Below are 23607 nucleotides of genomic sequence, written 5' to 3'. Positions count from 1 at the left end.
CGTTACCGCATGTAGCGGCTCTGGTTGAGCGGACCGGACGAGTGTACCGAGACTGCGCGCTCGACACTAAAACGGTGCGCCTCGACGTGCTCGTCGATGGTGATGCGGGTGGGCTTGCCCTTGCCGATGAGGCGGCCCAGGCGGCGAACGCCGTGCTTCATTACTGCTCTACTCCCCTATGAACATGGATCAACCACCGACTGCGGACGCAGCGGTGGTGATTCAATGATGACCCCCGGCGATTCATAGAGGTAGACGATCTTTCCTTGGAAAGTCATAGGATGTCGCTATGTTGTCGCTGCACCAGCTCCGGGTGTTCCTCGCGGTCTACGAGCATGGCTCGCTGACCGCGGCGGCCGAGGAGCTCGGCTATGCGCAGCCGTCTATCTCGGAGCAGGTCAGGAGCCTCGAGCGTACGCTCGGCGTCCAGCTCTTCCGCCGCGTCGGGCGTGGAGTGGTTCCGACCGGGGTGGCCGACGAGCTGAGGCCGCACGCGGAGCGTACGGTCGCTGCCGCCGAGGACGCGCGCAAGGCCGTGCAGGCGGTGAAACAGTTCGAGACCGGAACGATCCGGTTCGGGATGTTCGGGATCGCGCGGCTATACGGCGGGGCCGGGCTGGTGGCCGACGTGCTCGACCGATACCCGGGCGTGCGCGTCGAGCTGATCGGGCAGAACTCCACCGAGGTCCAGGACGACCTGCGCCGCGGACGGCTCGAGGCGGCGATGCTGCTCGTCGGCAGCGTCTCCGGTCCGGGCCTCAAGGTCACGCCGGTGGCTCGCGACGAGCTCGTCTACATCTCGGCCGACCCGGCCCACCTGGCCACACCGGTCACCGCCCACCGGCTCTCGCTGGCCTCGCTGGTCATGTCCGACACGAGCTGGAGCTCCGAGGACCCCACCCGGGTCACCATCCGCAACCTGCTCCACGAGACCGGGCGCAATCCACCCAGCCGGATCGAGGTCGAGGACATCGAGACGGCCGTCGAGCTGGTCGGGATGGGGTACGCCGACAGCGTCATCGCCAAGGGAGCAGCCGAGCAGCTGCTCCCCCGGCTGGCGCCGAAGGCCGGCTGGGTGTCACTGCGGCCCCGGACGTACGACACGTTCGCCGTCGTCCACCGCACCGACGCCACCCTCTCCCCCGCCGCCACGCTGATGATCGAGCTGGCCACCAAGCGGATCCAGGCCATCGCGGATCCGGTCCACCGGCGGTAGCGGGCGTTCCTTCGTCAAGGTATGCAGACGAAGGCTCACATCCCGTGCGGAGCTCCGCTGGGGATGTGAGCCCCAGTCTGCATACCTTGATGAAGGTCTAGCTCACTCGCAGCCGTAGCCGTCGTTGTCGGCGTCGAGGCGCCACGGGTCGGAGCTGTTGTTGATCCGGACAGGCTTCTTGGATGCGGGGATCTCGCCGCAGTCGCGGTCGTTGGCCGAGGAGGCGTTGTAGACCTTCTCGCCGTTGGCGTAGGTGTAGTCCAGGCCTGAGGTCGTGCCGCCGGACGAGCCGCGCTTCTTCAGGTAGAACGAGGCGGACACGTCGGCACGACGGTTGGCGTCGCCGGCGTACTTCCAGCGGTAGTAGCGGCTGACCTTGGGCGTCACGACCACGGCGCACTTGCCGTACTTGTTCGTCACGCAGGAGGTCACGCTGCTCCAGCGGCCGCTGGCCTTCTTCTGCAGGTGGATGCGCTTGCCCTTGACGGCCTTGCCGCCCGCGGTCAGCTTGCCGACGGGGCGGTAGGACTTCGTGCCGTACTTGGGGGCGGAGACCTTGACGACCTTGGTGACGACCTTGGCCGACACGGTCGCCGGGGGCGTAGCGGCGTGGGCGGGCTGACTGATGACGGGGGCGACCGCGATCGCCAGGGCGGCGACCGCGGAGGCAGCGAATGCCTTCGTCGTCGAACGGACTCGCTGGTTCATGATCACTTGCTCGTGACCCTTCTTCTCGAAGTAAAATTACGAGAAGCGATCCTCTTGGTCAGCGAGATCCGGCGGGTGGAGACGGCGGCAACCCACCCCACATGGGGTAAATCAGCACTCCAAGCCGTCGTCGGGGACCTTGCCGTCGACCAGGTAGTCGTCGATGGCGTCGTCGACGCAGCCGTTGCCCTGCATGTAGCCGGTGTGGCCGTCGCCGTCGCGGGAGACGAGTACGCCGTTGTCCAGCGCCTTCGCGAGGGCCTCGGCCCACTCGTAGGGAGTCGCCGGGTCGCGGGTGGTGCCGACGACGACGATCGGGTTGGAGCCCGCGGCGTCGATCTCGGGCTCGGGCTCGGTGGCCTTGAACTTCTCCGCGGCGCAGCCGTTGAGCATCCAGGCCAGGGCGGCACCGAAGGTGGGAGCGGCCTCCTCGAAGGCGGGCAGCTGCTCGCGCACCTCTGCCGGGCTGAGCCCGGAGGAGTCGTCGAGGCAGTTGATCGCCCAGTTGGCCTCCATAGTGTTGTTGATGTAGCCGCCCTCGGGGTCACGGCCCGCGTAGTTGTCCGAGAGGCTCATCAGCTGGGTGCCGTCGCCCTTCATCGCCGCCTGGAGGGCGTCGGTGAGATAGGGCCAGTAGGACTCGACGTAGAGCGGGGTGATCAGGCCGTAGAGGGCGTTGCCGGCGGTCAGCTCACGGTCGCCGGCGGGCAGCGGCTCGGCATCGATGTCGGCCATCAGCTTCTGGACGCTCTCGACGCCCTCGTCGACGCTGTCACCGAGGAAGCAGCTGCCCTCGTCGACGCAGTTCTCGACGTAGGAGCGGAGGGCGACCTCGAAGCCCTTCGCCTGGGCGAGGTTGGCGTCGAGGACGCTCAGCCCGGGCTCGATCGCGCCGTCGAGCACGAACCGGCCGACCCGGTCGGGGTAGAGCTCGGCGTAGGTCGAGCCGAGCTGGGTGCCGTAGGAGGCACCGAAGTAGTCGAGCTGGTCCTCCCCGAGCGCAGCCCGGAGTACGTCCATGTCCCGGGCCGCCTCGACGGTGCTGACGTGAGCGGAGATGCCATCCTTCTGGCCCGCGCAGCCGTTGGCCATCTCGACGCCGGTGTCGACGTACGCCTTCTCCTCGGCGGGGGTGTCGGGGTCGGGGTCGACCGCGACGTAGGCGTCCAGGGCGTCGTCCTCGAGGCAGTCGACCGGGGTGCTCTGCCCGACCCCGCGCGGGTCGAACCCGACGATGTCGTAGGAGTCGCGGACGGTGGAGCTGAACGACTGGTTGTTGTAGAGCGCGTAGTCGATGCCCGACCCGCCCGGGCCACCCGGGTTGATGGCCAGCGAGCCGATCTTCTTCTTGTTGGCCGGGTCCTTGATGACCGAGACCTCGATGGTGCGACCGGTGGGGTCGGAGTAGTCGAGCGGGACCTCGAGGGTCGCGCACTCGAAGGCGCCGTTGCAGTCCTTCCAGTCGAGCTTCTGGCTGTAGAAGGTCTGCAGCCCCTCGCTCGGGGCCGCGGTCGCCTCCGCGCTCGGGCTCACCTGGTCGGCGTCGGGGGTGCCGCCACCGGCACCACAGCCTGCGGTGATCACGGTCAGAGCGGTCAGCGCGACGGCGCCGGTCACTGCGTTGAGTTTCACTGGTCTCCTCCGGGCGGCAACAGCGCCACCATCATCGCCTCCAGCACCAACTGGGGCTGCACGTTGAACTCCAGCAGCTGCTCACGGGCTTCGAAGATCGCGCCGATCCGCTGCAGGTTGAGCTCGGGGGTCGAGGCCGCGACGAGCTGCTCGATCTCGCGCCGGTGCTCCTCGTTGACCAGGGTCACCGGAGCGCCGGCGGCCATCGTGATCGCGTCGCGGTAGACCGAGACCAGGTCCATCAGCCCGCGGTCGATCACGTCGCGGTGGCGGCGGGTGGCGCGGCGTTTCTGGTCCTTCTCGAGCGCGGACAGCGCCGGACCGTATTCACGCGGTCGGCGGCCCCGCTCGACCACGCCGTAGCCGGCGTCGAGGTCGGCCTTCTCCCGGGCGTCGAGGTCGGCGGTGACCGCGTCGGCCTCCTCCTTCGAGACCGCGGCGAGCTCGCCCGCGGCCCGGAGCGCGTCGGCGAGGGTGGTCAACCGGGCCGGGTAGGCCACCACCTGCTCGCGCCGGCGCCGGGTGTCGTCGTCGCGGGCGAGCGCCTTGGCCCGGCCGATGTGGCTCTGGCTCGCACGCGCCGCATAGGCGGCGCGTGCCTCGTCGACACCGAGCGTGCGCTGGAGGAAGGCGGTCACGTCGGGCACCGTCGGGGTGGTCAGCGTGACCAGCCGACACCGCGACCGGATGGTCGGGAGGACGTCCTCGACCGTCGGCGCGCAGAGCATCCAGACCGTGCGGGCGCCGGGCTCCTCGACCGCCTTGAGCAGCGCGTTGTTGGCCTGCTCGGTGAGCCGGTCGGCGTCCTCGATGATCAGGATCTGCCAGCGGCTTCCGGCCGGGGTGAGGGCAGCCTGGCGGACGAGGTCGCGGATCTCGTCGACCCCGAGGGTCAGCTTCTCGGTGCGGACCAGGTTGACGTCGGCATGGCTTCCGGCGAGCACCGTGTGGCACTCGTGGCACTGGCCGCAGCCACCGTTGGGGCACTGGAGGGCCGCGGCGAAGGCGATCGCGGCGTTGGACCGGCCCGAGCCGGGCGGACCCGTGAAGAGCCAGCTCTGGGTCATGCCGTGCCCCGAGGCCGCGGTCCGCAGCGTAGAGATGATGTGGCGCTGGCCGACCAGGTTGTCCCAGACCGAGGCGGTGGCGAGGTTCATGCCGTCACCGCCTGGGCGAGCAGCGGCTCGAGGTGGGCGAGCACCGCCGCGTGGATCTCCTCGACCGGAGCCCGCGCGTCCAGCACCAGGTAGTGCTCGGGGTTGCGCGACGCGAGCGCGACGAACGCCGACCGCACCCGCTGATGGAACTCGGCCGACTCCTGCTCCATCCGGTCGCGCTCGGCGAACCGGGTGAAGCCGGCCGTCGGGTCCAGGTCGAGCAGCACGGTCAGGTGGGGCCGCAGGTCGGCGGTCGCCCAGCGCGCGACCTCCTCGAGCTGCGCGGCGTCCAGCACCCGGCCGGCGCCCTGGTAGGCCAGCATCGAGTCGACATAGCGGTCGGTGATGACCACCTCGCCCCGCTCCAGCGCCGGGCGGACCATCGACTCGATGTGCTCGGCCTTGTCGGCGGCGAACAGGAGCGCCTCGGTCCGGTCGTCGAGGTCGCCGGTCTCCGGAGACAGCACGATGCGGCGTACGTCCTTGCCCACGGCCGTGTCGCCCGGCTCGAAGGTCAGCAGGACCTGGTGGCCGCGGGCGGTCAGGGCCTCGTGGAGCAGGCGCGACTGGGTCGACTTGCCCGAGCCCTCGCCGCCCTCGAAACAGACGAAGACGCCGTGCTCTGCGTAGACACCCGGAAACCTCACGAGCCAAACCTACGGGGTGCCACCGACATGAGACGTACGCCGCCCGGCGCCGCCGCGATTCAGGCTGCCGAACCGCACACCGCCAGGCTATGGTTCGGGTCGCCCTCACGCCGACCCAAGGAGTCTTTGGTGATCTACGTCCTGATCGTCCTGCTGCTGGCCGCCCTCGCGGTCGCGGCCTACCTGCTCTGGAAGAGCCGGCAGCAGCCGACGGCGCAGAAGGAACCCGACGACTTCATCGGCGACCAGCACAAGCACGCCTCCGACCAGCTGCGCCAGGTGCGCAACGGCGACGTCATCGAGTACCTGGGCCACAACTGGTTCGTCCGCGGGCGGATCGACTTCGACGAGCACGGCTACCGCTGGACCGAGCACATGCTCGACGACGCCGAGGGCAAGAAGTGGCTCTCGATCGAGGACGACGAGAGCTTCGAGGTCTCGCTGTGGCACGCGATCCCGCTCGGCGACATCGAGCAGGGCACCGTCGGTGACCGCGACATCATCGTCGGCGGCGTCGCCTACCGCCTCCAGGAGAAGGGCGCCGCCGCCTTCACCGCCACCGGCGCGACCGGCACCGCGCCGTCGGGCACGGCCGAGTACGCCGACTACAAGTCGGTCGACGGCAAGCTGCTCGGCTTCGAGAAGTGGGGCAGCAACTGGGAGCCCTCCCTCGGCGAGGTGCTGCAGCCGTTCGAGCTGACCGTCTACCCCTCCTCCGACCGGCCGGCCACCCTGGACGACGCGTGACGCTTCTCGACGTCCCGTTCGCGGACGTACGCGGTGACACCCTGCGCTGGACCCTCGCACCGATCCCCTGCACCCCGCTGGCATGCCGGACGGTGAGCCTCACGGCCGGTCTGACGGTGACGCTGAGCGTCCTGGGGGCCAGCCACCAGGTCGTCGTACGCCGCCACGGCCGCCCGCTCCTGCACGAGACGGTCGCGTGCGGGATCGCCGAGGCCTCGCCCCTTCCCGCGGCGCACGCGGCGGGCGGCTACCGCCTCGCCTCGCACGTGGGCGAGATGCGACCCGAGGAGCTCGCCGCGCAGGCGTCGCGGCTCGTGGAGCGGCTGGAGGGGCGTACCGATGCTGTCGTCGCGCACTTCCCGGGCGACCCGCATGCCGTGACTGCGCTGGCTCTCGACAAGGTCGGCGAGCGGCAGATCACCTGGAACACCTGGCACACCTACCCACAGACCGGCGAGATCGTCGCCACCACCACCAGCTACCGGCCCGAGGAGGTCACAAGTGTCTGAACCCAACGGCTCCGGGGGCTCGAACCGCAAGCTGATCGGCTGGGCGATCGTCGCGGGATGCGTCGCGCTCGCCATCATCATCGCCATCGCCGTGTCCGGCGACGGGAACAGCCCCGAGAAGTACCTGCGCAAGAACTTCGACCACGTCAGCGGCACCGACCCCGACAGCGAGGGCGGGATCGTCTTCGAGGACGACGGCTCGGTGAGCTCGGTCGCCAACCAGATCGCCAGCGGCACCGACGCCGACGAGAACCGGGCCGAGGGATCCAGCCACTACCTGCGCTACGACGACGACTGGCTGGTCGTCGTGGAGCCGCGCACGCCCTCGGGCTCGACGATCACGCTCTACGAGTACGACCGCGGCTACCGCAGCCACGCCACGGTGATCGGGCTGTGGGGCTGGAACAGCTTCTACGGCCGCAACAGCGGTGGCGGCAGCAGCGGTGATTCCTTCCGCGGCGGCGGCAGCGGATTCGGCAAGTGACCACCCCCAGACTGGAGATGAACCGATGACTGACCTTGTGAGCGGACTGCTGTCCACCGTTGCCTTTGCCGCCCTCGGGCTGGTTCTGCTGATGATCGGCTTCTACGTGATCGACCTGCTCACGCCCGGCCGGCTGGGGCAGCTGATCTTCGTGGAGCACCGCCGCGACCCGGCGCTGCTGCTCGGCTCCTCGGTCGTCGCGATCGCGACGATCGTGGCCACCTCGATCTACACCGCGGAGGCGGACACGCTTCAGGGGCTCGCCGAGACCGGTGCGTACGGTCTCATCGGGATCGCCCTGCTCGCGTTCGCGTTCGTGATCCTCGACCTGCTCACCCCGGGCCGGCTCGGTGAGCTGATGACCGATGAGAAGGACGACCCGGCGATCTGGGTCGCCGTCGCGGTGCAGCTGGCCGTCGGCGTGATCGTGGCGGCCTCGATCACGTGAGCCTGACCCTCCCTTCGTTGCCCGCGCTGCCCGCGGGACGAGCGGCTCGACTGCTCGTCCTCGCGGCGGTGTTCGTCTGCGCGGCGTGCGGCCTGGTGTACGAGCTCGCGCTGGTGACGCTGGGGAGCTATCTGCTCGGCAACTCGATCGCGCAGACGTCGCTGGTGATCGCGGTGTCCATGTTCGCGATGGGCATCGGCGCCGTGCTCGCCAAGCCGCTGACCGCGCGGCCGCTGCGCTCGTTCGTGGGTGTGGAGATCGCGCTCGCCGCGGTCGGCGGCGCCTCGGTGCCGGCGCTCTACGCGGCGTTCGCGTGGCTGCACCTCTACACCCCGATGATGCTGCTGGTGACGTTCCTGATCGGCGCCTTGGTGGGCGCCGAGATCCCGCTGCTAATGGAGCTGCTGCAGCGGCTGCGGCGCCAGCAGGCCTCGCTCGCGGTCGCCGACATCAACGCGGTCGACTACGTCGGGGCGCTCATCGGCGGGCTGGCGTTCCCGTTCGTGCTGCTGCCGACCCTGGGGCTGCTGGTGGGGACGGTGGCGACAGCTGCCCTGAACGTCCTCGCCGCCTGGACGGTCGGCGTCGCGCTGGCCGGCTCACGCCGGCAGCGCGGGACGGTCACGGCGATCTGTGGCGCGCTCGCGGTCGCCCTCGGCCTGACCGCGATGACGGCCGACTCCTTCGAGCTCAACGCCCGCCAGGCGCTCTACCGCGACCCGATCATCCACTCCGAGCGCTCGGCCTACCAGGAGATCGTGGTGACCCGCGGCGCTCCGGTGGGGCCGGAGTTCGACGACGTACGCCTCTTCCTCGACGGTGACCTGCAGTTCTCCTCGCTGGACGAGTACCGCTACCACGAGATGCTCGTCCATCCGGCGATGAACGGGCCGCACCAGCGGGTGCTGATCCTCGGCGGTGGCGACGGGCTCGCGGCGCGGGAGGTGCTGCGCTACCAGTCGGTCTCGTCGGTGACGCTGGTCGATCTCGACCCTGCGGTGGTGTCGCTGGCGCGCTCCTTCGATCCGGTCTCGTCACTGACGGCGGGGTCCCTCGAGGACCCCCGGCTGACGTACGTCGCCGACGACGCGTTCTCCTGGGTGCGCGACTACTCGGGGGCACCGTTCGACGTGGTCATCGCCGACTTCCCCGACCCGGACTCGACCTCTCTGGCCAAGCTCTACTCCGTCGAGAACTACAGCATGATCGCGCGGCTGCTCGCCCCGTCCGCACGGATGGTCGTGCAGTCCGGAAGCCCGTTCTTCGCGCCGGACGCGTTCTGGTCGGTGCGGCACACCCTCACCGAGGCCGGCTACCGGACCACGCCCTATCAGGCGGACGTACCTTCCTTCGGGAACTGGGGCTACGTGCTCGCCTCCCGCGACGGCTCCGCCCCTGAGCTCGCGCTCGACGACGAGGCGCCGGGTGGGCTGCGGTACGCCAGCGACGCCGTGCTCGCGGCCGCCTCCTCGTTCCCGCCCGACCGTGCCGAGCGGCCGACCTCGGTCACCACGCTGCTGGACCCGGCGATCCTGGACTACGCCCGGAACGGCTGGGTGGGTTACTGATGTTCTTCCTGATCCGGCTGGTCCGGCGCACCTCGCGGCACTACGCCTGGGTGCTCCCGCTCGCGATCATCGGCTTCGTCTTCGCCACCGGCTGGATCGCGATGGCGCTGGCCCAGCCGGAGAGCGACATCGTGCACCCCGCCAACTACTGGTGGTGGTTCCTGGTCACCGCGACCACGGTCGGCTACGGCGACCTCTTCCCGGAGACCACCGGTGGCCGGTTCGTCGGGGCGTACGTCGTCTTCGGCTCCATCACCACCCTCGCCATCTTGTTCAGCCGGATCTCGGCAATCATCGAGAACGCCAAAGGACGCCGCATGCGTGGAGAGATCACCTTCAGCGGACAGAACCACATCGTGATGCTCGGCTACACCGCCGGGCGCACCGAGCGGATCTTGGTCGAGCTGCTCTCCGAGCCCGACCGCGAGGTCGTGCTCGCGACCTGGGAGGACCAGCTCGCCGAGCACCCGCTGCCCGGGGAGGACCGCCTTCATTTCGTGCGCGGCGACATCACCGATCTCGACGTGCTCGCTCGCGCCGGGCTGTCCTGCGCGCACAGCGTGCTGATCGACCCGCGCGACGACAACGAGGCGGTCACGCTCACCGTCGCCGCCAACACCGCCGCGCCGGCGGTGCACACCATCGTCGCGCTGCGGGACCTGCGGGTGCAGCGCACCATCTTCCGCGTCGACACCACCGTCCACTGCGTCCAGTGGCACAACACCCAGCTGATCGCCGAGGAGCTCAGCGACCCGGGGATCGCGGAGGTCTACCAGGAGCTCGCCACCGCCGGGGGCAAGGGCACCTACTCGCTCACCGTGCCTGCCTCGGCCGCGACCTCGACGGTCGAGGCCTGGCAAGGGGCTCTCGGCCGTAAGCACGGCGCCACTCTCCTGGCCGTACGTGCCGAGGACGGCATCCAGGTCAGCCCGTCCTGGGACCTGCCCGTCTCCCCCGGCGCTCGGCTCTTCTACATCGCCGCCGACCGGTTGGACTACGACGAGGTGGCTGGGTCGCTCGGCTGACGCCGACAAAGCAACAGAACCCCGCCATGGCGGGGTTCTGTCGTTGGAGACGGCCGCACCGCGGCGTACGGCTCAGGCCTTCTTGGTCGCGGCCTTCTTGGTCGTCTTCTTGGCGGTCGACTTCTTCGCCGTGGACTTCTTCGTGGTCTTCTTCGTCGTCCGCTTGGTGGTCTTCTTCGCCGGGCCCTTGGCGCGCTTGTCGGCGAGCAGCTCGGCGGCACGCTCGGCGGTCAGGGTCTCCAGGTCGTCGGCGGCCCGGAGGGTGGCGTTGTATTCACCGTCGGTGACGTAGGGACCGAAGCGACCGTCCTTGACGACCATCGGCTGCCCGGAGACCGGGTCGGGGCCGAGCTCCTTGAGCGGCGGCTTGGCGGCGGCACGGCCGCGCTGCTTCGGCTGGGAGTAGATCTGCTCGGCCTCTTCGAGGGTGATCGTGAGCAGCTGGTCCTCGGAGCTCAGCGTGCGGGAGTCGGTGCCCTTCTTCAGGTACGGCCCGTAGCGGCCGTTCTGGGCGGTGATCTCCTCGCCGTCGGCGCCGGTGCCGACGACCCGGGGCAGGGTCAGCAGCTTGACGGCGTCCTCGAGCGAGATCGTCTGCAGCGACATCGACTTGAAGAGACTGGCGGTGCGGGGCTTGGCGCCCTTCTTCGCGTCCTCGGGGAGCTGCTCGGTCACGTAGGGACCGAACCGGCCGCTCTTGGCGACGACGGTGAGCCCGGTGTCGGGGTGGACGCCGAGGTTGAGCTCCTCGCCGGCCGGGTTGGCGAAGAGCTCCTTGGCCTTCTCCAGGGTGAGCTCGTCGGGCGGCAGGTCGTCGGGGACGTTGGCACGCACCGCGAACGGGGTGCCGTCGTCGCCGGGGCCCTCGATGTAGGGGCCGTAGCGACCGACGCGGAGGTTGACGCCGGACTCCTGGTCACCGACCGGGAAGGTCGCCAGCTCACGGGCGTCGATGTCGCCGAGACCGTCGACCAGCGGCTTGATGCCCTTGACCCGCTCGGAGCCGAAGTAGAACTCCCCGAGCTCGGTGGTCATGTCCTTGCGGCCGTTGGCGATCTCGTCGAGGGTCTCCTCCATGCTCGCCGTGAACCGGTAGTCGATCTGGCGAGGGAAGTGCTCCTCCAGCAGCCTGACCACCGAGAACGCGACCCAGGCCGGGACCAGCGCGGTGCCCTTCTTGAAGACGTACCCGCGGTTGATGATCGTCTGGATGATGCTCGCGTAGGTCGACGGGCGGCCGATCTCGCGCTCTTCCAGCTCGCGGACGAGGGTGGCCTCGGTGTAGCGGGCCGGGGGCTTGGTCTCGTGGCCGTCGGCGGTGAGGCTGGCTGCGTTGACCGTGTCGCCCTCGGCGAGGTTCGGGAGCCTGGTCTGCTGGTCGTCGGAGGTCTGGTCGGCGGAGTCGGTGCCCTCGACGTACGCCTTCAGGAAGCCGTGGAAGGTGATCACGCGGCCGGTAGCGGAGAAGACCACGTCCTCGCCCGTGGCCGCCGTGGCGCCGAGGCGGATCGCGACCGAGTTGCCGACGGCGTCCTTCATCTGGGAGGCGACGGTGCGCATCCAGATGAGCTCGTAGAGGCGGAACTGATCGCCGGTCAGACCGGTCTGCGCCGGGGTGCGGAACGAGTCACCCGCGGGGCGGATCGCCTCGTGGGCCTCCTGGGCGTTCTTGACCTTCGAGGCGTACGTCCGGGGGGCATCGGGCAGGTATTCGGCACCGTAGAGCTCCCGGACCTGAGCGCGGGCCGCGCTGACGGCGTCTCCGCTCAGGGTCGTGGAGTCGGTACGCATGTAGGTGATGAAGCCGTTCTCGTAGAGACGCTGGGCGACCGACATGGTGGTCGAGGCGCTCATCCCGAGCTTGCGGCTGGCCTCCTGCTGCATCGTGGTGGTGCGGAAGGGGGCGTACGGGCTGCGCTTGTAGGGCTTGGACTCGACGCTGCGGACCTCGTAGGTCTGGCCCTCGAGGGCGGCGACGAGGGCCTCGGCGCGGGTGCGGTCGAGGTGGACGACCTTGTCGCCCTTCAACAGGCCGTCCGGACCGAAGTCGGAGCCGCGGGCGACCCGGCCGCCGTCGATCGAGGTGATCTTGGCCGGGAACATCCGCGGGTCGTGGTCGGAGCCGGCGTCGAAGGTGCCGGCCAGATCCCAGTAGGAGGCGGTCCGGAAGGCGATCCGCTCGCGCTCGCGGTCGACGACGAGTCTGGTGGCGACGGACTGGACGCGCCCGGCACTCAGCCGGGGCATGACCTTCTTCCACAGCACCGGGGAGATCTCGTAGCCGTAGAGACGGTCGAGGATGCGGCGGGACTCCTGGGCCTCGACGAGGTCCATGTCGAGCTCGCGGGGGTTCTCGGCGGCGGCCAGGATCGCGGGCTTGGTGATCTCGTGGAAGACCATCCGCTTGACCGGGATGCCCTTCTTCGGCTTCAGCTCGTCGAGGAGGTGCCAGGCGATCGCCTCACCCTCGCGGTCCTCATCGGTGGCGAGGTAGAGCTCGTCGGCGTCCTTGAGGAGCGACTTGAGCTTGGCGATCTGCTTCTTCTTGTCGCTGGGCACGACGTAGTAAGGGGTGAAGCCGTTGTCGACATCGACGCCGAAGCGCCCCCACGGCTTGTCCTTGATCTTGGCGGGGGTGTCTGCCGCGCTCTGCGGAAGGTCGCGGATGTGCCCGACGGATGCCTCGACGACATACCCCTGTCCGAGGTATCCGCCGATCTTCTGAGCCTTCGCCGGGGACTCGACGATCACCAACTTGTGTGCCACTGACGTCCTTATCTCACTGCAGCAGAGCCTGGCACCACCGACAAGCTCTGGCGAGACACGTTAGCGCGTGTCTCCAGCCGGCATGGGTCCAGTCACCGCGGTTCATGCGGCACTGAGCTCTCGGGCAACATGGCGTGTTGCCTTGGGCGCCGCGATGACAATACCTAGCACGCTCGGCGTCGGGAGCGTGAAATCGGTGTCTCATCCGATCCTGTCCACAAACTGTCGGTGGTCGTCCCTAAGGTGGCTTTCGAGGACGGCGAGACCCATCACAACCCGAGAGGTCTCTGCTGATGATCGACGCCGAATACATCGACACTGAGTACATCAACTACGTGGAAGGTCTGGCCACGCCCCCGGAGCATCTGGTCTGCTCCGAGTGCGCCCAGCTGCTCACCCGGACCAACGTGATCCTGGAGCGCCTGGAGGCCGAGCTCACCCGGCCGGACACACCGCTACGGCCCGACCACGAGGTCGCGCTGGACTGGCTGGCCGCGCTGTGCGGCGGCCACGAGGCGGTCACCGCGCTGAAGGCCGCGCCGCTGACCGAGGACGGCCTGGACCTGCCGGTCGTGGAGGATGCGGCGGGACGTACGCAGCTGGAGGCGGTCGCCGCGCTGCTCGACGAGGTCGCGGCCGACTTCCCGGTCGGAGAGGTCGGCAACGCGTTGCGGCGGGCGCTGCTGCGGCTGTGGGAGATCGACCCGCTGGTCGTCGACCGGCCCACCCGGCCGGCTCAGGTCGCCGCCGGGATCGTCTGGACGGTCTTGGGCGCCAACGGGCTCGCCGGACCGGGCGGCCTGGTGACCGCGTTCGAGCTCAAGGAGCGGCTGGGCGTCACGAAGATGCCCTCGGCCTACGGCAAGCAGCTGGCGGCCGCGCTGCGTGGCTTCTGGCCGTGGCAGACCCAGCGGCCATGGGGCATGCGTGACCTTCCCGACCTCGAGCCGCTGGGCTACCCGGACCTGCTGGTCTCGAGCGTGCGCAGACGCCTGATCAGGCTGCGGGACCAGGCGTGCCTGGCGCGGGACGGAGGAAGCCCTCGCTGACCAGCTCCTGGGCGATCGGCAGATAGCTGCTGCGCACGACCGCGGGGTCGCGGTCGAGGATCTGCGCGAGCGCGTCGAGGATCTGACCGACGGTCAGGTCACCGTCGCACGCGCCTGCGAAAGCTGCCTCGATCGTGTCCGCCTGGCGCGCGCGGCGCAGGCCACGCTGCTGGCGCAGGATGACGGTGCTGGGGTCCTCGGCGCCGGGCTGGCCGAGGGTCTCCTGCTGGACGTCCTCGACGAGCACCAGCGTGGAGTCTTCGGTGACCTCGACGCGGGCCGCCTTGCCCCACGCCTCGAGCGCCGGGGCGATCGGCTGCTCGACGTCGTAGGGCCACTCGAGGAGCTCGCGCTTCGGGTTGGCCGTGCCCGTGCGGTGCAGATTGATCCAGCCGAACCCGACGCCCTCGATCTTGTGCTCCTCGAACCAGGACAGCCAGGTGTCGTAGCGGGTCAGGTAGTCCTGGGCGCCGTGGTGGCCGGAGTCCTTGAGCCACAGCTCGACGTACGCCGCGGGGTCGAGCACCTCACGCTGGACCACGAACGCGTCGACCTCGTCCGCGAGCCATCCCTCGAGGCGGTCGTCCCAGGGCTGGTCCTCGGAGATGATCCAGTTGCCCAGGATCTGACACCAGCCGCCCTCGGTGAGCATGCCGGGAGCGGCCCGGACGATGTCCTCGACCACCTGGTCGCCGGGGAGCCCGGAGTCGCGGTAGACGAGGCGCTCGCCGGTTGCCGGGCTGATCACGAACGGCGGGTTGGTGGCGATCAGGTCGAATCGCTCACCGGCGACGGGCTCGAAGAACGACCCGTTGCGTACGTCGATCCGGTCCGCCACGTCGTTGAGGGCGGCGTTGAACGTGGTGATCCACAGGGCTCGCTGATTGACGTCGGTCGCGACCACCCGGTCGCTGTGGGTGGCGAGGTGGAGGGCCTGGACGCCACAGCCGGTGCCGAGATCGAGGGCGGTGCCGACCTGGTCGCGGATGGTCAGCTGCGCCAGGGAGGTCGAGGCGGGGCTGATCCCGAGCACGTGCTCGTGGCCGACGCGCTGCGGGCCGCCGTCGAGCCCCGGGGTGAGGTCGGAGACGACCCAGAGGGCGGTGTCATCGGTGGCGTACGGACGTACGTCGAGGCGGGCGGCGACCTCTCCGACCGACTGCTCCAGGATCCCTTCGACGGCGAGCCGGTCGACGAGCCCCGGGAGGGCTGCCTCGGCGTGGCCGAGGGAGACGGTCGTCTGCAGCAGGAAGAGCCGGATGAGCGTCTCCAGCGGGGTGCCGCCATGAGTACGCCGCCGGCCCGGCAGCGTCTCGTTGCGACTCAGCGCGCCGTGGGCGATCGGGCCGAGCAGGTCGGCGACGGAGTCGTAGGAGAAGTCGGCCTGCTGGAGGGCGTCACGGAGCCGGTGCGGGAGGTCACTCACACCTGGAGCCTAGTGCTGGTCCTGGTGTGTGGCAGGGTCAGCCCGCTGCCGCGCCCTCGGCGCTGGCGTGGATGTCGAAGACCTTGGCGAGACCGGTGATCCGGAAGATCTTGAGCAGCCGCTCCTGCGTACAGACCAGGCGGAGCATGCCGTTGTGCTGGCGCACCTTCTTCAGGCCACCCACCAGGACGCCGAGGCCGGTCGAGTCGAGGAACTCCACGGCTTCGAGGTCGACCACGATGTCGTAGTGACCCCGGGCGACGAGCTCAGTGATCTTGTCCCTCAGCTTCGGCGCGGTATAGACGTCGATCTCGCCGCCCACGGCCACGATGGTGGCCGAGTCGAGCTCGCGAGTCGCAAGCGTCAGATCCACTTCGAAGTTCTCCTGCCAAGGAACGTGAGACAACCAGCTCCGGTCGGCATGCCTGGTGTCCGATAGCCGGAGTCGATCGTAATGTAACCACGGCTCACCAGGATGCGCGCAAGAAACTCGCAACGTCATGGCCACGATGCGGGGCCGTGAGCGTGGCGGCCACCAGGATTCTGGGAGAATAGACAGGTGTTGACGACGGCGACCGGTGATCTCATCCGCCGGCTCGCGGACGTCCCGGGCCGCGAGGACCGGCTCGCCCACCTCGAGCAGGTCCCGCCGCGAGAGGCCGTCTTCGTCGACTGGCCGACATGGGCCTCGGTCGAGGTCGTCGCTGCGTTCACCGCTCGCGGGATCGAACGTCCTTGGCAGCATCAGGCGGTGGCGGCGGAGGCAGCCCACGACGGCACCCATGTGATCGTCTCGACCGGCACCGCCTCCGGAAAGTCGCTGGCCTATCAACTTCCCGCGCTGACCGCGATCCGAGACGGACGAGGTCCACGTGGTGAGCGCGGTGCCGGCGTTCTCTACCTCGCACCCACCAAAGCGCTCGCCCAGGATCAGCTGACCGGGCTGCGCGAGCTGGGCGTCGATGTGCGCGCGGTGACCCACGACGGTGACAGCACCCGGGAGCAGCGGGACTGGGCCCGCGACTTCGGCGAGTACATCCTGACCAACCCCGACATGCTGCACCGATCGCTGCTCCCCGGTCATCAGCGCTGGACCGCGTACTTCCGCTCGCTGCGCTACGTCGTCATCGACGAGTGCCACCACTACCGAGGGGTCTTCGGGGCGCACGTCTCGCACGTGCTGCGGCGCCTTCGGCGCATCTGTGCGCTCTACGGTTCCTCGCCGACGTTCATCCTCGCCTCGGCGACCGTCGCCGAGCCGTCGATCGCGGGCGAGCGGCTCACCGGCCTTCCGGTACTGCCGGTGACCGCCGACGCGTCACCACGCGGGGAGCTCTCGATCGCCCTGTGGCAGCCACCGCTGACGACGCACGCCGGCGAGAACGGCGCTCCCGTTCGCCGCGCGGCCTCCGCCGAGACCGCCGATCTCCTCGCCGACCTGGTCTCCTCGGACGTTCGCACCCTGGCCTTCGTACGCTCCCGGGTCGGCGCCGAGCAGGTCGCTCTGACCGCGGCCGCTGAGCTGGCCGAGGTCGACCCCTCACTGCCGGGGCGGGTGGCGTCCTACCGCGGTGGCTATCTGCCCGAGGAGCGCCGGGCGATCGAGGCGTCGCTGCGGTCGGGCGAGCTGCTGGGACTGGCGGCGACGAACGCGCTCGAGCTCGGCATCGACATCAGCGGCCTGGACGCGGTGGTGCTGGCCGGCTATCCGGGCAGGCGCTCGGCCTTCTGGCAGCAGATCGGCCGGGCCGGTCGGGGTGCGGGCGATGCGCTCGGCATCCTGGTCGCCCGCGACGACCCGCTGGACACCTACCTCGTCACCCATCCTGATGCGCTGCTCGGCCAGCCTGTCGAGGCCACCGTCTTCGACCCCGCGAACCCGTACGTCGTCGGTCCCCACCTGTGCGCCGCGGCGCAGGAGCTGCCGCTGACCGAGCCGGACCTGCCGCTCTTCGGGCCGGGCGCCCGGGAGATCCTGGACAACCTGGTGGCCTCGGGGCTACTGCGCAAGCGGCCCCGTGGCTGGTTCTGGACCGACCGCCGCCGCGCGGCTGACCTCGCCGACATCCGCTCCTCGGGTGGGTCGCAGGTGCAGCTGATCGAGGCCGAGACCGGCCGGGTCGTCGGTACGGTCGACGCGGCGAGCTCGCACGCCAGCGCGCACGCCGGCGCCGTCTACGTCCACCGTGGCGAGACCTATCTCGTGCACGAGCTCGACCTGGAGGAGAACGTCGCGGTCATCTCCCGCGACGACCCCGGCTATTCCACCTTCGCCCGGGAGATCACCGAGATCTCGATCGTCGCCGAGCGGGAGCAGGTCGCCTGGGGCGAGTGCCGCCTGGCGTACGGCGACGTCGACGTCACCCATCAGGTCGTCTCCTTCCTGCGGCGGCGCCAGCCGAGCGGCGAGGTGCTGGGTGAGGAGCTCCTCGACCTTCCCGAACGTACGCTGCGTACCTCCGCCGTCTGGTGGACCGTCCCCACCTCGGCGCTCGAGGCGGCCGGCTTGGAGGAGGCGGACATCCCGGGATCCGCCCACGCCGCCGAGCACTGCTCGATCGGGCTGCTCCCGCTGATCGCGACCTGCGATCGCTGGGACATCGGTGGCGTCAGCACCGCGTCACACCCGGACACCGGCATGCTCACCGTCTTCGTCTACGACGGACATCCCGGCGGGGCCGGATTCTCCGAGCGCGGGTTCCGTGCCGCCCGGGAGTGGCTCAGCGCCACGCTGGAGACCATCGAGGCGTGCGAGTGCGACGACGGCTGCCCCTCCTGCGTGCAGTCCCCGAAGTGCGGCAACCAGAACAACCCTCTCGACAAGCAAGGCGCGATCGTGTTGTTGCGGCTCCTTCTCGGCAAATGGGCCTAATGTGGAGAAATGCTGATCCTTGGCCTCGTGCTGATCGTCGTTGCCGCAGCCCTCATCGTGCTGGGTCTCTTCACCACCGGTAACGGTGATCTCGACGACCCGACCGCCACCCTGCTCGGCCTCCCGGTCGGCTCGACCACGATCTTCGTGATCGGCCTCGTTGCCGGCGTCCTTCTCCTCTTCGGCGTCTCGCTCACCAAGTGGGGCGGCAAGCACCAGATGAAGTACATGAAGGACAAGCGCCAGATGCGGAGCATGGCCAAGACGCTGCAGGAAGCCGAGGCCAAGACGGAGACCACGCCCGACACCACACCCGACACCAAGCCCGAGACCGGACCCGAGACCAAGCCGCTGCCCAGGCCAGAGGACGTCTAGTCCGGCCGTGACCTCGTCGGGCCGGCCCTCGCCCCGGCGACCGGGTCCCCCGGCTGACCGAGCCAGCGCGGTCCCTCGACCCGCACGGTGACGGTGACGTCCTCCCCGGCGATCTCGCACGACTCCAAGGTGGCGCCGTTGCGGTCGGCGATCGTCGTCGCCGCCGCACATGCGTCTTCGGAGACCTGGAGCGCGTTGGCCCCTGCCAACGCCGCCAGATCGGCCGCGGACTGTGCGGTGCGGTGGGCGACGAAGACCGCGCCCACCACACCCAGCGCTGCACCGAGGAGGAGCAGCAGCCCGATGGCGCCAACCGCGAACGGGGCTGCCGATCCGCGTTCGTCCTTGCCTGACCGGCCCGTGCTCACTGCTCCCCCCGCGTCGCCTCGGTTGCGGCGACCGCCTCGCCGCGCACGGTCACACCCGGCATCCAGCGGAAGATCCCACCAGGACCGGCCACCCGGGCCTGGGCCGAAGCCACGACCTCCTCGGCACCGGCGCTGACACTCACCTGCGTGCCCGCGGGCCCGACCCGACGTCCGCGGGCGGCGGCGGAGCCGCTGTCGTCCCCTCGGGCGACAGCCCTGGCAGTCTCCCGGGCCGCGTCGACCACCTGGATCTGCGCCGCTCCCACCGACAGCAACCACACCAGCCCGATGGTCACGGCCACCAGGAGCGGGATCACCATCACCAACTCCGCGGTGGCCGCGCCCCGCTCGTCCCGCTGCCCGCGGACCATCGGTCAGATCCCCAGCAGGCTGAGGACGTGCTGGAACAGCCTGTTGAGCAGGTCATTGCCGAAGCCGCCGGTGAGCAGCTTGTAGAGCAGCCCGGCGAGCCCCGCACCGGCTGCCGTGCCGACAGCGTATTCGGCCGTCGTGATCCCCTTCTCGTCCTTCCGAAGATGTGCCTTGGCCATGGTTGGTCCTCTCTTGTCGATGGCCGTCGGTACGGCCGTTCAAGGACGACGATGAACTGCTCCACCGACATTCGCGACCGCCATATCGCCAGCTGTGGACAACCCGATCCCGAACCCGCCCTGTGGATGACAAACGGCACGTTGAACAGGGAAAAGAGCCCGCCGAGACGTCACGTACGTCGGTCGAGTCGGCATTCGGCTGCCAACTCGACCGACGCGGGTGACGCCTCGGCCGGCCGGGGCGACGCCTCGGCTGGTGGGGTCAGATGCCGAGGTTGGAGAGGAGGCCGCCTACGACCGGGACGACGCCCAACAGCAGGAAGGCGGGGAGGAGGCAGATGCCGAGCGGGACGGCGGCCTTGACGCCCACCGCGCGGGCGCGGTCCTCGACCTCGGCGCGGGCATTTCTGGTCAGGTCGTCGGCAAGGCGCTCAACGGTCGTGGCGACCGGGGCACCGGTCGCCTGAGCCCGCGCCAACGCCCGACCCAACGGCGCCAGCGCGGGATCGTCCACCAGGGTGCGCCACGTCTTCTCCGGATCGGCTCCCATGCGAAGCCGGGAGGCCGCTGGCAGGAGTCGGGCGGCGGCCGGCCCGGGCAGCGCTGCCGCGACCGCCACCAGCGCCTCGGCAGGCGCCGCGCCGGAGGAGAGTGCGGCGGAGAGCAGGCGGACCAGGGCCGGCAGCTCGGCCTTCGCGGCCTCCCGCTCACGTCGGACCTCGGCGGGCTCGGCCCGGCCGATGACCAGCCAGCAGACGAGACCCGCCGGCGCGGCGAGTACGGCACCAGCCGTGCCTCCGACGAAGGAGTAGACGGCGCCGGCCGCGAGCAGAGCCAGCAGCGCTCGCCAGCGCATCATCCAACCGCCGGGATCGCCCCGATCCGCGACGGACGCGACCCTGACGGGAAGTGGTGAGGTCGGCGCGGGCAACAACGCCGCCGCCAGCCCGAGCGAGACGGCCGCGATCCATATGCTCATCGCTCCTCCACCCCACGCGCGATGCCCTCGATCCACCACAGCCCCAGCCAGCCGAGCAGCAGCCCGAGACCGAGGCAGGCCAGCCCCACCGGCGACCCGAAGAGGAACGCCAGCGGGTCGCCGCCGACCCCGCTGCCCATCGCCAGGGCGGCCACCGGCAGGCCTGCGATCAGGCGGGCGGTGGATCGGGCCGATCCGAGCTCGCCACCGACCACCCGTTGGGTCGCGGCCGCAGCCCGCAGATCGAGCGCCACCCGATCCAGAGCGTCCGCGAGACCGCTCCCGGTCTGGTGGGCGATCTGCCAGGCCGCGGCGACCACACGGAGCGATCCCGCCCCGGGCACCTTGGCGACCTGCCGCCAGGCGGCTGGCACGTCGGAGCCCATCCGCTGCGCCTCCGCGACCGGCTCGATCACCGGCCACTCCGTGGCGAGCTGCGTCAGCGCCGGACCGGGCGGGTGCCCGGCGGCCAGCTCAGCGGCCATCTGCTCGCAGGCCTCGACCACACGGTCAGCCGTACGCCCTGCCGCGATCCGCTCGCAGCGGCGCCGCCACAGCGCGACCCCGCCGAAGGTTGCGATCCCGAGCAGGACAGCCGCGACGACCGCCCTGCCCGGGAAGACGATGGGGATCAGGGCGACCAGGAGGAACGACGACCGAGGCACCCGCCATACCGGCGCCGGACCTGATCCGAGCACAGCCCGCGGACGGACGAGCAGCGCCGCGGCGACGCCGAGCAGGCCGGCGACCAGCCCGAGGCTGAGCCCGCTCACCGATCCGCTCCCAGCAGCCCCTCGAGCCGGTCCGAGGCCGGTCCGGCGAGAACGTCGCCGCCGGCGTCGACCGAGCAGGCCGCCTCCATCCGGACCAGCCCGTCGGCTCCGCGACACGGGACCGCGATCTCGGTCAGCACCCGGCGGCCGTCACGTCGGCGCAGGTGCACGACGACGTCCACCCCGGAGGCGAACTGGCTGTGGGCCGCCTCCCTGCCGAGGCCGGCGGCGAGCGCCAGCGCCTCGACGCGTGCCGGCACGTCGGCGGCGGAGTTGGCGTGCAGCGTGCCGCAGCCGCCCTCGTGGCCGGTGTTCAACGCGGCGAGGAGGTCGACGACCTCGGCGCCACGCACCTCCCCCACGACCAGCCGGTCCGGCCGCATCCTCAGGGCCTGGCGGACCAGCGTATGGAGCTCGACGGCTCCGGCGGCCTCGATGTTGGCCGGGCGCGCCTCGAGGCCGACCACGTGCGGATGGTCCGGACGCAGCTCGGAGGCGTCCTCCACCAGCACGAGGCGCTCCTCCGGCGGCACCAAGGACAACAGCGACGCCAGCAGGGTGGTCTTCCCGGTGCCGGTGCCACCGGAGATGAGAAAGGCCGACCGGGCCAGCACCAGGCGCCGCAACAGATCGGCCACCCAGGGAACGATCATCCCCGAAGACTCCAGCTCGGCGAGGGTGAACACGCGCGCCGAAGGCACCCGCAACGAGATCACCGTGCCCGGTCGCGCCAGTGGCGCGAGCACCGCATGGAACCGGCTGCCGTCGCCCAGCCTCAGATCGACATAGGGCGAGGCGTCGTCCAGGCGACGGCCCGCCCCGGCAGCCAACCGCTGCGCCAGCCGTCGAACCGCGTCGTCGTCAGGAAACGCGACCGGAGCGGGCTCCAGGCCGGATCCGCGGTCGATGAAGACCTGATCGGGTCCGTTGACGAGGACGTCGGTCACCCCAGGCAACCGCAGCAGCGGCTCCAACGGCCCCGCGCCGACCACGTCGCGGCGCAGCATCTCGAAGACCGCCAGCACGGTCGCGTCACCGACGATCCGCCCCTCCGCACGCAGTGCCTCCTGGACCCGGTGCGGGGTGAGCTCTCCCGGCGTACGCGCCAGGTGGTCGCGGACGAGGTCGACGACCTGGGGCGCGATGTCGACAGCGCCGATCATGCGGCCATCACCCCCGCGCGGACCCGGCAGCGCATCAGCACCTCGGCCGCGGCACGGGCCAGCGGCGCCCGCTTCGAGCGGATCGGCCCCAGCCCCAGATCGATGGCCTCCGAGAGCCCGCGCTGGTCCGACATCGACGCGATCACCGGGAGCCCGAGCGCACGCCCGACCGCCTCCGGTTCGGCCGCCCGACCGCGGACGACGACCCGCACCCGATCCCGCTCGGGAAGCCGGGCGACCAGCCGGGCGGCGGACGCGGTGCCGGTGACGTTCGCCCGAACCACGACGAGCACGAGGTCGCATCCGGTCAGCAGCGCCTCGGTCCCGGTGTCGGACTCGCGCGGCAGGTCGACCACGACCAGGTCGTGGCCGCGACGAGCGGCAGCGAGCACCTCGCGCACCACCTCCGGCTTAGGTGCCACCACGTCGCCGCCCGGCCATCCCAGCAGACCCAGCGACCCGACATGTGGCACCGCCTCCCGCAGCGCCCGCGCCCCCAGCCGACCGGCGGTCTGGCCGAGATCGCCCCAGGTCACACCGGGGATCTCGTCGAGACCGAGCACCCGCCCGGCTCCGGGACCGAGCCGGTCGGCGTCGATCAGCAGCGTCGACCCACGGTCGGCTCCGAGGCTGGCCAGGGCCGCGGCGTACGTCGTCGCACCGGCTCCGCCCGATCCGGCCAGCACGCCGACGACCATGCCGTCGCCACCCTCACCGTCGCTGACGTCGGCGAGGAGGCCGGCGACCACGGTCTCGGCCGACGGGAGCTCGAGGATCGTCTCGGCGCCGACCTCCAGGGCGGCTCGGAGCAGGGGCTCGCCGGTCGAGCCCCATCCCACGACATACACCCCGTCTCTTCGGGGTGGACGCAGCGAGGCCACCTCCGCCAGGAGGTCGGCGCCGACGAGGATCAGTGGTGGTCGCTGCCATCGGCGCAGAGCGCCGATGGCGTCGGTGCACTCCTCGACGGTGACGCCGGAGGCGGCGGCCAGACGAGCCGCCTCGGCGGCCAGCAACGAGTCCGAGGTGATGACGAGAGGTTCCATGGCAGCAGGATCCGCCGGGACACCGACCTTTCCACCCGAAAATCCACCACCTGTGGACAACCTCGGACCGAACCCGCCCTGTGGATGGTGATCGGCCC

Annotated in this window: 25 protein-coding genes; 10 read left to right on the top strand and 15 right to left on the bottom strand. The window is 70.4% G+C overall.

The window, feature by feature from the left end; all coding sequences use genetic code 11:
• Positions 1-2: 2 nt before the first annotated feature.
• The gene (locus BLT25_RS29820; protein WP_176883750.1) at positions 3-161 is read right to left on the bottom strand and encodes a hypothetical protein; all 159 of its coding nucleotides are present in this window, start codon (positions 159-161) and stop codon (positions 3-5) included.
• A 128-nt stretch (positions 162-289) separates the two neighbouring features.
• Here BLT25_RS29820 and BLT25_RS09430 point away from each other — a divergent pair, with 128 nt between their 5' ends.
• A complete protein-coding gene (locus tag BLT25_RS09430; RefSeq protein WP_091044781.1) occupies positions 290-1216 on the top strand; it encodes a LysR family transcriptional regulator in 927 nt (308 codons plus the stop codon).
• Between the two features lie 102 nt (positions 1217-1318).
• Here the strand turns inward: BLT25_RS09430 and BLT25_RS09425 are convergent, their stop codons facing one another.
• The 4 genes from BLT25_RS09425 to tmk form a co-directional block, all read right to left on the bottom strand.
• Positions 1319-1924, bottom strand: coding sequence for a hypothetical protein (locus BLT25_RS09425; RefSeq protein WP_143033691.1), 606 nt, complete (start codon positions 1922-1924; stop codon positions 1319-1321).
• Between the two features lie 111 nt (positions 1925-2035).
• Positions 2036-3556, bottom strand: coding sequence for an alpha/beta hydrolase (locus tag BLT25_RS09420; RefSeq protein WP_256328523.1), 1521 nt, complete (start codon positions 3554-3556; stop codon positions 2036-2038).
• Positions 3553-4713: a DNA polymerase III subunit delta' gene (locus BLT25_RS09415; protein WP_091044774.1), complete on the bottom strand. Its 1161-nt coding sequence runs from the start codon at positions 4711-4713 to the stop codon at positions 3553-3555. Before BLT25_RS09415 ends, BLT25_RS09420 begins: the two co-directional genes overlap by 4 nt.
• Positions 4710-5360, bottom strand: coding sequence for a dTMP kinase (tmk, locus tag BLT25_RS09410; RefSeq protein WP_091044771.1), 651 nt, complete (start codon positions 5358-5360; stop codon positions 4710-4712). Before tmk ends, BLT25_RS09415 begins: the two co-directional genes overlap by 4 nt.
• 129 nt (positions 5361-5489) lie before the next feature.
• On the opposite strand from tmk, the gene BLT25_RS09405 reads away from it, so the two are divergent.
• From BLT25_RS09405 to BLT25_RS09380, 6 genes are read left to right on the top strand one after another with little or no spacing between them, the layout of a single operon-like run.
• Positions 5490-6107 carry a DUF4178 domain-containing protein gene (locus BLT25_RS09405; RefSeq protein WP_176883747.1) on the top strand — a complete coding sequence of 206 codons (618 nt, stop codon included), beginning with the start codon at positions 5490-5492 and terminating at the stop codon, positions 6105-6107.
• Positions 6104-6616, top strand: coding sequence for a DUF2617 family protein (locus BLT25_RS09400; protein ID WP_176883745.1), 513 nt, complete (start codon positions 6104-6106; stop codon positions 6614-6616). Before BLT25_RS09405 ends, BLT25_RS09400 begins: the two co-directional genes overlap by 4 nt.
• Positions 6609-7100, top strand: a complete 492-nt coding sequence (locus BLT25_RS09395) for a DUF4247 domain-containing protein (RefSeq protein ID WP_176883743.1) — start codon at positions 6609-6611, stop codon at positions 7098-7100. Before BLT25_RS09400 ends, BLT25_RS09395 begins: the two co-directional genes overlap by 8 nt.
• A gap of 25 nt (positions 7101-7125) precedes the next feature.
• On the top strand, positions 7126-7548 hold the full coding sequence (locus BLT25_RS09390) for a DUF350 domain-containing protein (RefSeq protein ID WP_091044761.1): 423 nt from the start codon (positions 7126-7128) through the stop codon (positions 7546-7548).
• Entirely contained in the window at positions 7545-9116 is a 1572-nt protein-coding gene (locus BLT25_RS09385) for a polyamine aminopropyltransferase (protein WP_176883741.1), read from the top strand. The genes BLT25_RS09390 and BLT25_RS09385 overlap by 4 nt, the downstream gene beginning before the upstream one ends.
• The gene (locus tag BLT25_RS09380; RefSeq protein ID WP_091044758.1) at positions 9116-10141 is read left to right on the top strand and encodes an ion channel; all 1026 of its coding nucleotides are present in this window, start codon (positions 9116-9118) and stop codon (positions 10139-10141) included. Before BLT25_RS09385 ends, BLT25_RS09380 begins: the two co-directional genes overlap by 1 nt.
• Positions 10142-10213: 72 nt before the next feature.
• Here the strand turns inward: BLT25_RS09380 and topA are convergent, their stop codons facing one another.
• Positions 10214-12907 carry a type I DNA topoisomerase gene (gene topA / locus BLT25_RS09375; protein WP_091044756.1) on the bottom strand — a complete coding sequence of 898 codons (2694 nt, stop codon included), beginning with the start codon at positions 12905-12907 and terminating at the stop codon, positions 10214-10216.
• 293 nt (positions 12908-13200) lie between these two features.
• Between topA and BLT25_RS09370 the strand changes: the two genes are divergently transcribed.
• Complete coding sequence (locus tag BLT25_RS09370) at positions 13201-13956, top strand: hypothetical protein (RefSeq protein ID WP_091044754.1); 756 nt, start codon at positions 13201-13203, stop codon at positions 13954-13956.
• On the opposite strand, the gene BLT25_RS09365 is transcribed toward BLT25_RS09370, so the two are convergent.
• The gene (locus BLT25_RS09365) at positions 13904-15382 is read right to left on the bottom strand and encodes a DUF7059 domain-containing protein (RefSeq protein WP_091044752.1); all 1479 of its coding nucleotides are present in this window, start codon (positions 15380-15382) and stop codon (positions 13904-13906) included. The genes BLT25_RS09370 and BLT25_RS09365 overlap by 53 nt on opposite strands.
• A 37-nt stretch (positions 15383-15419) precedes the next feature.
• The gene (locus tag BLT25_RS09360) at positions 15420-15755 is read right to left on the bottom strand and encodes an anti-sigma factor antagonist (RefSeq protein WP_091044749.1); all 336 of its coding nucleotides are present in this window, start codon (positions 15753-15755) and stop codon (positions 15420-15422) included.
• 186 nt (positions 15756-15941) lie between these two features.
• On the opposite strand from BLT25_RS09360, the gene BLT25_RS09355 reads away from it, so the two are divergent.
• Both BLT25_RS09355 and BLT25_RS09350 read left to right on the top strand, forming a co-directional pair.
• Positions 15942-18254, top strand: a complete 2313-nt coding sequence (locus tag BLT25_RS09355) for a DEAD/DEAH box helicase (RefSeq protein WP_091044746.1) — start codon at positions 15942-15944, stop codon at positions 18252-18254.
• A gap of 9 nt (positions 18255-18263) precedes the next feature.
• Positions 18264-18629 (top strand): hypothetical protein, encoded by a 366-nt coding sequence (locus tag BLT25_RS09350; protein ID WP_091044743.1) that lies wholly within the window; start codon positions 18264-18266, stop codon positions 18627-18629.
• On the opposite strand, the gene BLT25_RS09345 is transcribed toward BLT25_RS09350, so the two are convergent.
• From BLT25_RS09345 to ssd, 7 genes are all read right to left on the bottom strand, one after another.
• Complete coding sequence (locus BLT25_RS09345; protein ID WP_091044741.1) at positions 18626-18997, bottom strand: Rv3654c family TadE-like protein; 372 nt, start codon at positions 18995-18997, stop codon at positions 18626-18628. The two genes, BLT25_RS09350 and BLT25_RS09345, sit on opposite strands and share 4 nt — an antisense overlap.
• On the bottom strand, positions 18994-19368 hold the full coding sequence (locus tag BLT25_RS09340) for a TadE family protein (protein ID WP_091044739.1): 375 nt from the start codon (positions 19366-19368) through the stop codon (positions 18994-18996). The genes BLT25_RS09345 and BLT25_RS09340 overlap by 4 nt, the downstream gene beginning before the upstream one ends.
• 3 nt (positions 19369-19371) lie before the next feature.
• Entirely contained in the window at positions 19372-19548 is a 177-nt protein-coding gene (locus tag BLT25_RS09335; RefSeq protein ID WP_091044736.1) for a DUF4244 domain-containing protein, read from the bottom strand.
• Between the two features lie 262 nt (positions 19549-19810).
• Positions 19811-20527 carry a type II secretion system F family protein gene (locus tag BLT25_RS09330; protein ID WP_091044734.1) on the bottom strand — a complete coding sequence of 239 codons (717 nt, stop codon included), beginning with the start codon at positions 20525-20527 and terminating at the stop codon, positions 19811-19813.
• On the bottom strand, positions 20524-21300 hold the full coding sequence (locus BLT25_RS09325; protein ID WP_091044732.1) for a type II secretion system F family protein: 777 nt from the start codon (positions 21298-21300) through the stop codon (positions 20524-20526). The genes BLT25_RS09330 and BLT25_RS09325 overlap by 4 nt, the downstream gene beginning before the upstream one ends.
• The gene (locus tag BLT25_RS09320; RefSeq protein WP_218131291.1) at positions 21297-22463 is read right to left on the bottom strand and encodes a TadA family conjugal transfer-associated ATPase; all 1167 of its coding nucleotides are present in this window, start codon (positions 22461-22463) and stop codon (positions 21297-21299) included. Before BLT25_RS09320 ends, BLT25_RS09325 begins: the two co-directional genes overlap by 4 nt.
• Positions 22460-23509 carry a septum site-determining protein Ssd gene (gene ssd, locus BLT25_RS30140; RefSeq protein WP_218131290.1) on the bottom strand — a complete coding sequence of 350 codons (1050 nt, stop codon included), beginning with the start codon at positions 23507-23509 and terminating at the stop codon, positions 22460-22462. The genes BLT25_RS09320 and ssd overlap by 4 nt, the downstream gene beginning before the upstream one ends.
• Between the last annotated feature and the right edge of the window lie 98 nt (positions 23510-23607).

Origin of the sequence: Nocardioides sp. YR527 (assembly GCF_900101045.1) — a bacterium.
In the GTDB taxonomy this organism is placed as follows: domain Bacteria; phylum Actinomycetota; class Actinomycetes; order Propionibacteriales; family Nocardioidaceae; genus Nocardioides.
The sequence above is the reverse complement of the archived record's forward strand: the minus strand, read 5'-3'. Positions and strand labels throughout refer to the sequence as shown.

Bases quoted from the DNA above. Each gene is read 5' to 3' on its own strand.
- BLT25_RS29820 (WP_176883750.1), bottom strand. From the start codon at position 161: ATGAAGCACGGCGTTCGCCGCCTGGGCCGCCTCATCGGCAAGGGCAAG.
- BLT25_RS09430 (WP_091044781.1), top strand. From the start codon at position 290: ATGTTGTCGCTGCACCAGCTCCGGGTGTTCCTCGCGGTCTACGAGCAT.
- BLT25_RS09425 (WP_143033691.1), bottom strand. From the start codon at position 1,924: ATGAACCAGCGAGTCCGTTCGACGACGAAGGCATTCGCTGCCTCCGCG.
- BLT25_RS09415 (WP_091044774.1), bottom strand. From the start codon at position 4,713: ATGAACCTCGCCACCGCCTCGGTCTGGGACAACCTGGTCGGCCAGCGC.
- BLT25_RS09390 (WP_091044761.1), top strand. From the start codon at position 7,126: ATGACTGACCTTGTGAGCGGACTGCTGTCCACCGTTGCCTTTGCCGCC.
- BLT25_RS09380 (WP_091044758.1), top strand. From the start codon at position 9,116: ATGTTCTTCCTGATCCGGCTGGTCCGGCGCACCTCGCGGCACTACGCC.
- BLT25_RS09370 (WP_091044754.1), top strand. From the start codon at position 13,201: ATGATCGACGCCGAATACATCGACACTGAGTACATCAACTACGTGGAA.
- BLT25_RS09350 (WP_091044743.1), top strand. From the start codon at position 18,264: ATGCTGATCCTTGGCCTCGTGCTGATCGTCGTTGCCGCAGCCCTCATC.
- BLT25_RS09340 (WP_091044739.1), bottom strand. From the start codon at position 19,368: ATGGTCCGCGGGCAGCGGGACGAGCGGGGCGCGGCCACCGCGGAGTTG.
- BLT25_RS09335 (WP_091044736.1), bottom strand. From the start codon at position 19,548: ATGGCCAAGGCACATCTTCGGAAGGACGAGAAGGGGATCACGACGGCC.
- BLT25_RS09330 (WP_091044734.1), bottom strand. From the start codon at position 20,527: ATGAGCATATGGATCGCGGCCGTCTCGCTCGGGCTGGCGGCGGCGTTG.
- BLT25_RS09320 (WP_218131291.1), bottom strand. From the start codon at position 22,463: ATGATCGGCGCTGTCGACATCGCGCCCCAGGTCGTCGACCTCGTCCGC.
- ssd (WP_218131290.1), bottom strand. From the start codon at position 23,509: ATGGAACCTCTCGTCATCACCTCGGACTCGTTGCTGGCCGCCGAGGCG.